This is a genomic window from Hydrogenothermus marinus (genome assembly GCF_003688665.1).
GTDB classification, from domain to species: domain Bacteria; phylum Aquificota; class Aquificia; order Aquificales; family Hydrogenothermaceae; genus Hydrogenothermus; species Hydrogenothermus marinus.
The window spans coordinates 135148-147366 of sequence record NZ_REFO01000011.1; the positions used below are offsets into that span (position 1 = coordinate 135148).

Below are 12219 nucleotides of genomic sequence, written 5' to 3' on the forward strand. Positions count from 1 at the left end.
TAAATGCTAATATATGAGGTATAAAAATGCAGAATCCAGATTTAGGAAATCTTCAAAAATGTGATCCGTACTCTTCTTTTGGTGTTTTTTGTAATGCTGATTCTTATATTGAAGGATTTATTATTATTTTAGGAGTAATAATTCTTGTAGCCTTAACTTTATGGTTTGTAAAGAAAAATCAAGAAACAAATAAAGATGATGAAAGGGCAAAAAAATGGCAGTAATTTTAATGAAACTGGCTATCTAAATCAAGATAAGAGTCATCATATTCTTTTTTCTTCTTTTCTTTTGCAGCTTTTGCACCTTCTTTTAGAACATATTCAGCTATAGCTTTAGCTTGAGAAAAAGGAATTTTAAATGGTGGCATAAAAGAAGGAGGATTTATTATTATTTTAGCAACTTCTTCTGCAGATTTTTCCGATGTTCCATATTTTTTCGCTATTTCTGCAAAAGAAGGTCCAGTTCTCTTTTGTGAAAAATCATGACAAGATAAACAGTTATACTTTTCAACTAAAAGTTTGCCTATATTTTTTTCTTGAGCAATAGATAAGGAAAATAAGCACGATATTATTATTAATAGCCTCATTTTTTAAATAAGATCCCCCAAGAAGGGGGAAAATGTTCTTAATGGCTTAAGATAAAATCAGCTAATGCTTCAAGCTGATCTTTTGGTAAAGCTTTTGTTGTGTTTAATTGTGGTTGCATAATAGCAAATTTAGCAGGGTCTACAACAGCTGGATGTTCTCCTTTTAAAAAAGCTATTAATTCATTTTTCTTTCCTTTATAAGCAGATGCAATTTTCTTTAAAGATGGCCCTACAGTATCAACAGTAGCTTGATGGCAAGCTCCACATCCTTTAGATTGGAAAACTTGAGATCCATCTGCTGCAAATGCTCCAGAAGCAATAACCATTGCTCCACTTAATGATAATAATAATTTTTTCATAATACTACCTCCTACTTAATTGAATTTGAATATTTTGATTTTATTATATTATAAATTAAACTTTATTATGTTGTATAATCTATTTTTATATAATTTATTTAAACTAAATCGTAAAAATTATAAAAAATGGAAAAAGAAAAAAGAAAATATAATCTATTAAGATTATTAGTAGATTTTGGAGCAGTTTCCCCTGAAACTGTGAGAGAGAATGAAAACTTATTAACCAAAGATTTTTCTTCTTTTTTAGTCTCATTGATAAGAAATAATTTAGCTTCAGAGAATAAAATTAAAGAATTTTTTGTAAAAAAATTAAATTTACTACCTTTCAAAAAAGAAAAGGTAGAATCAATTCCTGTCAACGATATTTTAAAAATATTTTCATTCCCATTTTTAAGAAGAAAATATTTTGTTCCTTTAAATGCAGATTTAGAAAACTTAAAAATTGCTATTTTAAATCCAACAGATAGAGAAATTATCCAGTATCTTAAGTTTACAGGTGTAAAAAATTATAAAATGTATATTGCTACTTTATCAGAAATAGAAGAACTTCTATCACAATTAGCTCCTCATGTGTCTGCTAAAGATGTTTTAGAAGATATAGAGCTTGAAAGTGAAGTAGAAGAAGAAGTTATTAAAGAAGAGGAAGAATCTAATGAATTACTGGTTAAAGAAGCAGAAGAATCTCCAATAGTTAAAGCATCAAGAGCATTTATAGTAAATGCAGTACGTATGGGAGCGTCTGATATACATATAGAACCTTTTGAAAAAGAAGTTAGAGTTAGATATAGAATAGATGGTATTTTAAGGCCTATCAAAATTTTACCTATTTCTGTAAAAGATGCTTTAATAGCTAGATATAAAATAATGTCTAATCTTGATATATCAGAGAAAAGACTTCCTCAAGATGGAAGAATTAGAATAAAAATTGATGGTAAACCTATTGATTTAAGGGTTTCTATTATTCCTACTGTGTATGGTGAAAAAATTGTAATGAGAATTCAAGATGTAGAAAGCTATAGAAATCTTAAACTTGAAGATTTAGGGTTTGAGGAAGATGATTTAAAGTTATTTAGAGAAGCAATATATAGCCCTTGGGGAATGGTTTTAGTAACTGGTCCAACAGGTTCTGGTAAAACTACAACCCTTTATACTGCTTTAATGGAAAGAAATACAAAAGATGTTAATATATCTACTGCAGAAGATCCAGTTGAGGTTGCAATAAAAGGTATAAATCAAGTTCAGGTTAAAGAAAATATAGGTTTAACATTTGCTGAAGTTTTAAGAGCATTTTTAAGACAAGACCCAGATATTATACTTGTTGGAGAGATTAGAGATAGAGAAACAGCAGAAATAGCAGTAAAAGCTGCATTAACAGGACACCTTGTTTTTTCTACACTTCACACTAATGATGCACCATCTTCTATTACAAGACTTGTAGATATAGGTGTTGAAAGTTTTTTAGTTTCTACATCTGTAAATCTTATAGTCGCTCAAAGACTTATAAGAAAATTATGTCCTAAATGTAAAAAACCTAGTAGATTTGGTAAAGAGTTTTGGCTTGGAGAAGGATTAACAGAAGAAGATATAGAGACTGGGGAGTTTTATGATCATAATCCTGGAGGATGTGAGTATTGCAATCATACAGGATACAAAGGAAGAACTGCTGTTCATGAACTTTTAAAAATTGACGAAGATATTAAAAAAGCAGTTATAAAAGGAAAAACAGCAGAAGAAATAAGGGAAATAGCAATACAAAAAGGAATGAAAACATTATATCAAGATGGTTTAATAAAAATAAAGAAAGGAATTACTGATATTGCTGAAGTAGAAAGGGTATTAATGAAGTAAATTAAGTATATAAAAAGAGGGTAGATAAAATGAGTTTAACTATTGATAGTATAGCCCAAGAGTCTGTAGAAGCTAATGCTTCAGATATTCATATATTAGCAGGAGCACCACCTGCATTAAGAGTTGATGGAAAGATTGTTTATCTTACTCAATATCCAGTTTTAATGCCAAAAGATACACAGGAGTTAATATACTCAATAATGAATGAAAAACAAAGAAGAACTTTTGAGGAAAAACATGAAGTTGATTTCTCTGTTGGTATAAAAGGCATAGGAAGATTTAGAGTAAATGTATATGCTCAAAGAGGAACAGTTGCTGCAGCTTTAAGAAGATTACCTTATGAAATAAAACCAATGGAAGAACTTGGGTTAATTCCATCAGTGAAAGAACTTTGCCATAAAAGTATGGGGCTTGTTTTGGTAACAGGTCCAACAGGTTCTGGTAAAACTACAACTTTAGCATCTATGATTGATTATATAGATTCTCATTTCTCTTATCATATTATTACAATAGAAGATCCTATTGAATATCTATTTCCACATAAAAAGTCGGTAGTTTCACAAAGAGAAGTTGGAAATGATACATATGGTTTTTCAACAGCACTAAAATATGCTCTTCGTGAAGATCCAGATGTAATACTTGTTGGAGAAATGAGAGATTTAGAAACTATAAAAGCTGCTTTAACAGCTGCAGAAACTGGTCATTTAGTTTTTGGTACACTTCATACAAATACAGCTGTTCAAACAATAAACCGTATAATAAATGTATTTCCGGAACATGAACAAGATCAAATTAGAACAGAATTAAGTTTTGTTATTCAAGGAATTATTTCTCAGAGATTACTTCCAAGAATTGGTGGTGGTAGAGTATTAATACATGAAGTGTTAATTCCAAATACAGCTATAAGAAACTTAATTAGAGAAAATAAAATTCACCAAATTTATGGATTAATGCAATCGGGACAAGCAGAATCAGGAATGCAAACAATGAATCAATCTATATTAAAAGCTTTACGAGAAGGACTTATTTCTGTTGAAGATGCATTTAAAGCTTCTCCAGAACCTCAAGAACTTGAAAGACTATTGAAAATGAGAGGAATATAAGAAATTGGCTAAGTTTAGATATACTGCACGAGATAATTATGGTGTTTTAAGAAAAGGATTTATTGAAGGTAATAATATTAAAGAAGCTGAAGAAAAATTAATTTCTCAAGGGTTTAAAGAAGTAAAAATACAGGAAATAAATATACCTTCAGAAAAAAAGAAAAATATAGAAATATCAATCTCTTTATTTAAACCAAAAGTTAAAGAAAAAGACCTTGCATTATTTACAAGACAGCTTGGAGCTATGATTAGTGCAGGTGTTGGTATTGCAACTGCTTTAGAGATAATAGCTGAGCAAACAACAAACAAAACTTTAAAAGAAGCATTATTAAAAGTTCAAGAAGATGTAATAGCAGGGACTTCTTTATCAAAAGCAATGGAAAAATTTCCTACGGTTTTTCCAAATTTTTTAGTTAATCTTATTGCTTCTGCTGAAGAATCTGGGAATTTAGATATTATTTTACAAAGGGCAAGTCAATATTATGAAAAAATTGCAGCAATTAAAAGAAAGTTAATAAGTGCTTCTTGGTATCCTGCTGCAGTATTAATTATAGCAACATTAATTGTAATAGGTATTTTAACTTTTATAGTTCCTACTTTTGCAAAAATGTATGCTGGAATGGGTGCAAACCTCCCATTTTTAACTCAGATTTTAATAGATATTAGTAATAATTTAAGAACAAATGCTCTTTATATAATTATATTTATATTTGCTTTATTTGGTATAAATTCTTATTTTTATAAAACGCCTATTGGGAAAAAAATATACCATCGTATTATGTTAAAACTTCCATTACTTGGCCAGATATTTTTAAAAGGAGCTATAGCTAAATTTGCAAGAACTTTTGCTACATTAGTTGCAGGTGGTGTTCCTATTATTAGAGCTTTAGAAATAGCTTCTAAGGTTGTAGGAAATGTAATAATAGAAGATGCTATTTTAAAAGCAAAAGATGAAGTTGAAAAAGGTAAACCTTTATGGTCATCTCTTGATAAAAATATATTCCCTCCTATATTCATTTCTATGTTAAAGGTAGGTGAAGAGACAGGTAGAATGGATGAAATGCTTGATACCATCGCAGAGTTCTTTGAAGATGAAGTAGATAGAGCAGTAGAAGGACTTTTATCAACTATAGAACCTTTATTAATGGTTTTTATAGGTGGTATAGTAGGATTTATAATAGTTGCTCTTTACCTACCTATATTCAAAATGGGAGAACTTATATCTAAATAATGAAAAAAGTAGCTGTTGGAATGAGTGGTGGAGTAGACAGCTCTGTAGCTGCTCTACTCCTTAAGGAGCAAGGATATGAGGTAATAGGTATTACTTTAAAGCTTTCTTCTATCCAAGCTTGTGAAGATATACAAGTATGCTGTTCTCCTCAAGATGTAAAAGATGCAAAAAAAGTAGCTTCTTATTTAGGTATTCAGCATTTTACAATAGACTGGGAAAAAGATTTTAAAGATAAAGTAATTGATTACTTTATAAATGATTTAAAAGAAGGAAAAACACCAAATCCTTGTAGTATATGTAATAGAGAGATAAAAACAGGCAGATTATATAAATATGTAAAAGCAGTTTTAGGAATAGACTATTTAGCTACAGGACATTATATAAACACTGTAGAGATAGAAGGTCAAAAGCTTATAAAAAGAGGTATAGATAAAAATAAAGATCAGTCTTACTTTATGGCTCTTGTAGAAAAAGAGGTTATAAATGGGCTTATTTTTCCTCTTGGAAATTTAACTAAGGAAAAAACAAGAGAAATAGCAGGAAAATATAAACTTCCAGTATCAAAGAAAAAAGATAGCTTTGAGATATGTTTTACAGCCGGTAAAACACCAGCAGAATATATACAAGAAACTAAAAGTTTTGAGCTAGAAGAAGGAGATATTTACCATATTTCAGGAAAAAAACTTGGAAAACATAAAGGCATTGCCTATTACACAATAGGACAAAGAAGAGGCCTTGGAATAAGATGGAATGAGCCTCTTTATGTTTTAGATAAAATCCCTGAAAAAAATATTTTAATTGTTGGTGAAAATAAAGAGCTTTTAACTGATTTTGTTGAGACAATAAATTTTAATTTCCATTTACCAATAGAAAAATGGCAAGGAAATTTAAAAGTTCAAGGAAGATATAGACAAAAGCCAGTAGATGTTGAAGATTTTTCATATAAAGATGGTGTTTTGAAAGTAAAATTTAAACAACCACAGATAAAATTTGCTTCTGGACAGATTTTAGCAGTTTATAAAGATGATATTCTTTTAGGTGGTGGAATTATCAAGTAAAGACTTTATATATTCTACAGCTTGCCTTTTTGTTTTTATTTTTCCTTTAATCTGTGCTTTTAATAAACTATCTTTTAGCTTTCCAACTAAGGGAGAAGGCTTTAAATTAAAAATTTCTATTATTTCTTTACCTGACAAAAAAGGTTCTTCTCTTATCTGCTTTTGATAAATATTAAAATAGTAATCTTGAATCTGCTTAATAAAATCTACAGCTTCTTTTTTATTGATTTTAGAAATTAAAATTAAAAATGTATGAGTCAGTCTATCTTTGTTTTCGTATAACCAAAGGTTTAGCTTTTCTTTTTTTAAATTTTCTCTGTTTATAAATAGTTTTTCAAGAGATTGAAAGCCTTTAATTAAATTATTACAAAACATAGTGGCTTTTTTACCAAGTGATAACTGCTTTCCAATTATTTTAAAATCTGTATAATTAATAAAAAAAGCAGAAACCTTTAAAAAAGTTTCATCTGTAAAATCTGAAAGAAATATTTTTTTACCAAAATTTTTTAAAAGATTTTTATTTATAAAACTTTCTTTTTTTTTAAATAATTTTCTAAATTTTTAAGAACTTCTATTGATTCTTTTTCATTTAAAACTTCATTAATCTCAGGTACAATTTCTTGTAAAATATGTTTATCTAAAAGTTTGTCAAGGGTTTCATAACTTTTTTCTTTATCAAATATTTTTAAAATCTCATCTCTTAATCTTTCTATTGGTGCATTTTTTAAAATAGATTTATTTTCTTTTACCCATTTTTCAAAATCTTTGTCTATATCAAAATCTATTTCTTGGGCTATTCTATATCCTCTAATAATTCTTACTGGATCTTTTTCAATATTTTCATAAGAAATAGGTTTTATTATCCCAGCTTGTAAATCTTCTAATCCACCTGAAGGATCAAACAAAACAGTTTGAGATGCTCCAAGTCCTAATGCATCATCAAATACTATAGCCATTGCATTTATTGTAAAATCTCTACTTAATAGATTTTCATTTAATCTATCTACTATTTTTAATTCTTTTTCATTAAAATTTAAATCAGAATTTAAAATATCTGATATATCCATATATGAAAAGTCAAATCTGTATTTAATATCTCCTTCAAAAAATATGATAGATGCAACTTTTGTTTCTTTTTCAAACTTAAAAATATCTCCACCAACTACTTTTTGAAAATTTTTAACAATTTCAAAAGGATCAGTAGTAACTACAAAATCTATATCTATTTTTTTACCAACAGGCCTGTTTAAAAGTCTATCTCTAATCCATCCACCAACTATAAAAGCAACTGTATCTCTTGATAAAGCTCCTGCAAGTTTATCAAAATAAGAGTTATAAAACAAAAGGCCATGAACATACTTTGTTTTTATATTAAACTCTTCTCTTTTTTCTTTTGGAGTATTTTGCCTATTTAAAATCTTTTCAAGAAGTTTTTCTATTCCAAACATAAGATTATTATCAATGAATTTAAATTAAAAATCAAAGATATATCTCATAAAATAAAAAAGCCTCCCGTTTTAACGGGAGGCTTGGTAAGTTTCAGTTAGATATTTTTAATTAGAATAAGAATCCAGCTTCAAATGCTAATACAGTTCTTGAATCTTTACCATTTCCTTTATCATTTACAAATACTTTTTTATCTGTAGTAACATAAGCCGCTTCTACTCTTGCAAATGTGTTTTTAGTTGGTTTATAAGTAGGAGTTATTGTAAATGACCAAGCACTTTTTTCACCTGTTAGGTAAATTCCACTTCCTGATATATCTCCTGGAGCTGAATCTCCATTATTTACATATTCAATTCTTACAGGTACAGAAACTTGCTCATTAATTACAGGATCAACATTTAAAGCTATTCCTAATGCTGAATCATCAGCACCAGGTGTTTTAGCATTATCATCTAAAGTAGTATAATCTATTTCTACTCCAACTTTAGCAACACCTGCATCAGCTTTTGCACATGCTACATAAAGATTTCTACCTGCTGACTCATCGTACATATGTAGTCCAACTTTTGCTACTCCAAGATCTGCCATTACACCGGCTTCTACTGCATCTTTTACATTACCCTGTCTTAAACCACCACCTTGATTATATCCAACATAAACTTTAGCAATACCTGCATCATAATTAACTCTTGCACCTGGATAAAGAACAGGATGACCAGTAAATAAGATACCTCTTGTATAGTTTTTATTTAAGATAGTTAAAGGAGCTTCTCCAAATTTGTTCCATAAAAGACCTGCATCAATAGAAAGCCCTTCAATAGGAGCTATTGTTGCATAAGCAAGCCAAGGTTTGAATTCAGAAGTTTGACCATACTTTATTAAATTGTTATCATTTACAACTTTTCCAGATGCAATTACAGTTGGAATATCAAAGCTTGCAAACGCTGCATTAAATCCTATTGGGCTTTTGTTAGGATCTGCTTTTTTCATTAAACCAATAGCAAAAGTTGTAACATGGAAATTATCTTGATTTCCTGCTACATTATTCTGTGCTGCTACATGATCATTATCCATGTAATCATAACTTGCAGAAACTCCACCATAAAGTGTAATATCTGTATTTGCTACAGTTAAAGTTCCTGCATTTGCAGCTCCTGCTGCAACTAATCCTGCTGCTGCTAAACCTAATACTTTTTTCATGTTACTAAACCTCCATTAAAATATAGTTTTTTCTATTATTAAGATATTCTATTTTATATTAAGTTGTCAAGTATTTACTTACCATATTTCTTAATTCGTATATTTTTATGCAAACTTTATACCAAAAGAGACTTTTATAAGATAAGCCTTTATCAGCTAAATCTTTTGTTTTTTTGCAAATTTACAAAAAAATTAATATATTTTAGATTTGATATAATTAAAACATAAATTTGTTTTTGGAGGAATTAAATGTTTAATGAAGAAAAACTCTTAGAAAATGATGTTTTAAAGATTGGAGATAAAACCTTTAAATCAAGGCTTATAGTTGGCTCAGGTAAGTATAAAGATTTTGAAGAAACTGCAAAAGCTACAGAGGCTTCTGGAGCTGAAATGATAACTGTTGCAGTAAGAAGAGTTAATATTACAAATCCTGATGAGCCTAACCTTTTGGACTATATAGATACTTCTAAAGTAATGATTCTTCCAAATACTGCTGGTTGTTATACTGCAGAAGAAGCAGTTGTAACTGCTAAACTTGCAAGAGAAGCTCTCGGACATGGATTTGTTAAGCTTGAGGTTATAGGAGATCAAAAAACATTATATCCTGATATGATAGAAACTTTAAAAGCTGCTGAAATTTTAGTTAAAGAAGGATTTACAGTTTTACCTTATATTACAGATGATCCAGTAATGGCAAAAAGATTTGAAGATATTGGTTGTGCCGCAGTAATGCCATTAGCTGCTCCTATTGGCTCAGGACTTGGACTTCAAAATCCATATAATATTCTCTTTATAAAAGAAGCAGTAAATGTTCCTGTTATAGTTGATGCAGGAATTGGTACAGCATCAGATGCAGCAATTGTTATGGAACTTGGTGTTGATGGTGTTTTAATGAATACTGCTATAGCACAAGCAAAAGATCCAATTAAAATGGCTGTTGCAATGAAATATGCAGTTAAAGCTGGAAGACTTGCATATCTTGCAGGAAGAATTCCTAAAAAGATGTATGCTTCTGCATCTTCTCCAACTGAAGGAATTATAGGCAGATAAAATGAAATCTAAAATAAGGAGCTTTTTGCTCCTTTTTATAATTTTATTTATTTGTTTCCTTTATTTAGAAAAATTTTTTCCTATTGCTTATTTAAAAAAAGTATATTCTGAAAACAATAAAATTGAAAAACCACAAACTTTAAAGAAGATAGATCTTATATATCATCCAATAACTGAATATGATGGAAATTCTTTAATAACTTTAAAAGATTTAATAGATAATCTAAATAAAAATCAGTATATATTCCTTACAGAAAAAAATCCTCTTTTTTTTGAAGGAAAGTATAAAAATAGATTTATATATGTAAAAAATATACCTTGTAAAGAGATATTTTCTGTAAAAGAGGAATCTTCAGGAATTTTAAGTTTTTTTAAAAAATTTAAATATTATATTTTTTATCCATTTAATAAAGAGTATGCTTTCTATAAAAAATCAGAAATTATTGATAAGTTGCAATTTTTCAAAAAATTTAGCCCTATTACAGGCCAGTGTTTTGTTGCTAAATCTGATGCTTATATATCTTTAAAAACAACTAATTTTGAATATCCAAGCTTAAAATATCAATTAAAGCTTATAAAAAATGCTGTTTATGTTAAGAAAGATTTTGATAAATTAAGTTTTTTTAAGAAAAAGATAGAAATTGCTGAAAGTATTAAAAATGGAAGTTCTTACACTTATTTTTATGAAAATCCAGATTTTGATTTTTATGCAGTAGAAGGAAAGAAAGAACTTACTCTTGGAAGCCCATTAAAATTAGAAAATAATCCAATAATTTATGTTTATAAACCTACAGGAAATTATATTATAGCAGTTTATAAAAATGGTAAAGTTTATAAGTATTATAATAGCTCTTTTTCAATAAAACCTAAAACTGCTGGATATTATTTTTTTATTGTTTATAAATATGATTTTAATCTAAAAAATATTTATTTTTCTTTTGAACCTGTAATAATAACTAATTCTTTTTATGTTCAATAATATCTTTAATCTCTTTTTCAGAAATATTTCCTTCTCTTAATATAATTGGTTTCCCATTTTCTATTTTTACTATTGTAGATGGTTTTTCAGATTTAGGTTTATCGCCTGTAAAATATAAATCTATATTTTCTTTAAAATATTTAAAAGCTTCTTCAATATTTTTTGCAGGTGGTAAGTTTTCAGGATTTGCACTTGGTGCAATTACTGCAGGAATTTTATTTAATAAATTAACTATAACACCTTCTTTTGGAATTCTAAAAGCTAAACTATTTAATCCTCTATGTAAATATTCAAACTCCGTAGGATTTTTTAGATTTAAAATAACAGTAATTCCTTTTGCTTGTAAAAGCTTTTTTTCTTCCGTAGATAAATAAACATTAAACTTTTTTAAAACTGATATATCTTTAATTAAGATAATATATGGTTTATCCGGTTTCCTCTTTTTTATTTTGTAAACTCTTTCTACTGCTTTTTTATTAAAAGCATCTGCTAAAATTCCATATAAAGTATCTGTAGGAAAAACAACAACTTTTCCGTTTTTTAAAGCTTTTATAATATCTTCTAAATTATTTGTAAATATGTTCTTCTGATGGGAATTTTCCATTTATTATATCTTCTTTAAACTCTTTTAAAGCATTTAAAAATAAATTTCTACTTTCTATATATCTTTTTACAAATTTAGGTGATTTATCAAAAAATCCAAGCATATCATGTAAAACAAGCACTTGGCCATCTGTATATTTGCCTGCACCTATTCCTATGGTCGCAATATCTAAAATTTCTGTAATTTCTTTTGCTAAATCAGAAGGAACTGCTTCAAGAACTATAGAAAAAACTCCTGCTTCTTGTAAAATTTGAGCATCTTCTATTATTTTTCTTCTTTGTTTTTCTGTTTTCCCTTGTAGTTTATATCCTCCTAATGCATGAACAGATTGAGGGGTAAGTCCTAAATGTCCCATTACAGGAATTCCTGCATTTACTAACTTTTGTATTATAAGGGCTATCTCTCTTCCACCTTCTACTTTAACTGCATTAGCTCCTGTTTCTTTCATTATTTTTCCTGCATTTTTTAATGCTTCTTCTTTGCTAACTTGATAGGTTAAAAAAGGCATATCTACTACTATAAATGTATTCGGAGCCCCTTTTCTAACTGCTTTTGCATGATAAATCATTTCATTTAGTGAAACTGGAAGGGTAGAATCATAACCTGCATCTACCATTCCAACAGAATCACCAACTAAAATGCAATCAATTCCTGCTTCTTCACATATTTTTGCAGACCAGTATTCATAAGTAGAGATCATACTTATTTTTTTCTTTTCTTTTTTTGCTTTAAAAAAATCATTTATATTTTTCATC

At 28.4% G+C, this 12219-nt stretch carries 14 protein-coding genes; 7 read left to right on the plus strand and 7 right to left on the minus strand.

Annotation, left to right across the window (positions count from 1 at the left end; translation table 11 throughout):
- Positions 1 to 26: 26 nt before the first annotated feature.
- Positions 27 to 224 carry a hypothetical protein gene (locus CLV39_RS03690; RefSeq protein WP_121922890.1) on the plus strand — a complete coding sequence of 66 codons (198 nt, stop codon included), beginning with the start codon at positions 27 to 29 and terminating at the stop codon, positions 222 to 224.
- A 2-nt stretch (positions 225 to 226) separates the two neighbouring features.
- Here CLV39_RS03690 and CLV39_RS03695 read toward each other — a convergent pair whose 3' ends face one another.
- Positions 227 to 586 carry a c-type cytochrome gene (locus CLV39_RS03695; RefSeq protein WP_121922891.1) on the minus strand — a complete coding sequence of 120 codons (360 nt, stop codon included), beginning with the start codon at positions 584 to 586 and terminating at the stop codon, positions 227 to 229.
- Positions 587 to 624: 38 nt separating this feature from the next.
- Entirely contained in the window at positions 625 to 945 is a 321-nt protein-coding gene (locus CLV39_RS03700) for a c-type cytochrome (protein WP_121922892.1), read from the minus strand.
- Between the two features lie 126 nt (positions 946 to 1071).
- Between CLV39_RS03700 and CLV39_RS03705 the strand changes: the two genes are divergently transcribed.
- Genes CLV39_RS03705 through mnmA form a run of 4 tightly spaced genes read left to right on the plus strand, consistent with a single transcriptional unit; the run spans position 1072 to position 6185 of the window.
- Positions 1072 to 2793, plus strand: a complete 1722-nt coding sequence (locus CLV39_RS03705) for a GspE/PulE family protein (RefSeq protein WP_121922893.1) — start codon at positions 1072 to 1074, stop codon at positions 2791 to 2793.
- 29 nt (positions 2794 to 2822) lie between these two features.
- Entirely contained in the window at positions 2823 to 3896 is a 1074-nt protein-coding gene (locus tag CLV39_RS03710; protein ID WP_121922894.1) for a type IV pilus twitching motility protein PilT, read from the plus strand.
- Positions 3897 to 3900: 4 nt separating this feature from the next.
- Entirely contained in the window at positions 3901 to 5127 is a 1227-nt protein-coding gene (locus CLV39_RS03715) for a type II secretion system F family protein (protein WP_121922895.1), read from the plus strand.
- Positions 5127 to 6185, plus strand: a complete 1059-nt coding sequence (mnmA, locus tag CLV39_RS03720) for a tRNA 2-thiouridine(34) synthase MnmA (RefSeq protein ID WP_121922896.1) — start codon at positions 5127 to 5129, stop codon at positions 6183 to 6185. Before CLV39_RS03715 ends, mnmA begins: the two co-directional genes overlap by 1 nt.
- Here mnmA and CLV39_RS03725 read toward each other — a convergent pair.
- From CLV39_RS03725 to CLV39_RS03735, 3 genes are all read right to left on the minus strand, one after another.
- Positions 6162 to 6560: an HD domain-containing protein gene (locus tag CLV39_RS03725; RefSeq protein ID WP_121922897.1), complete on the minus strand. Its 399-nt coding sequence runs from the start codon at positions 6558 to 6560 to the stop codon at positions 6162 to 6164. The genes mnmA and CLV39_RS03725 overlap by 24 nt on opposite strands.
- A 146-nt stretch (positions 6561 to 6706) precedes the next feature.
- Positions 6707 to 7633, minus strand: coding sequence for a tRNA nucleotidyltransferase/poly(A) polymerase family protein (locus tag CLV39_RS03730; protein ID WP_121922898.1), 927 nt, complete (start codon positions 7631 to 7633; stop codon positions 6707 to 6709).
- A 109-nt stretch (positions 7634 to 7742) separates the two neighbouring features.
- Positions 7743 to 8831, minus strand: a complete 1089-nt coding sequence (locus tag CLV39_RS03735; protein ID WP_121922899.1) for an outer membrane beta-barrel protein — start codon at positions 8829 to 8831, stop codon at positions 7743 to 7745.
- Positions 8832 to 9080: 249 nt separating this feature from the next.
- Between CLV39_RS03735 and CLV39_RS03740 the strand changes: the two genes are divergently transcribed.
- Together CLV39_RS03740 and CLV39_RS03745 are read left to right on the plus strand one after the other, a co-directional pair.
- On the plus strand, positions 9081 to 9881 hold the full coding sequence (locus CLV39_RS03740) for a thiazole synthase (RefSeq protein WP_121922900.1): 801 nt from the start codon (positions 9081 to 9083) through the stop codon (positions 9879 to 9881).
- A gap of 25 nt (positions 9882 to 9906) precedes the next feature.
- A complete protein-coding gene (locus CLV39_RS03745; protein ID WP_147435394.1) occupies positions 9907 to 10860 on the plus strand; it encodes a hypothetical protein in 954 nt (317 codons plus the stop codon).
- Here CLV39_RS03745 and CLV39_RS03750 read toward each other — a convergent pair.
- Together CLV39_RS03750 and panB are read right to left on the minus strand one after the other, a co-directional pair.
- Positions 10838 to 11464, minus strand: coding sequence for an L-threonylcarbamoyladenylate synthase (locus CLV39_RS03750; protein WP_121922902.1), 627 nt, complete (start codon positions 11462 to 11464; stop codon positions 10838 to 10840). The two genes, CLV39_RS03745 and CLV39_RS03750, sit on opposite strands and share 23 nt — an antisense overlap.
- Positions 11427 to 12218 (minus strand): 3-methyl-2-oxobutanoate hydroxymethyltransferase, encoded by a 792-nt coding sequence (gene panB / locus CLV39_RS03755; RefSeq protein ID WP_121922903.1) that lies wholly within the window; start codon positions 12216 to 12218, stop codon positions 11427 to 11429. Before panB ends, CLV39_RS03750 begins: the two co-directional genes overlap by 38 nt.
- Position 12219 lies beyond the last annotated feature (1 nt).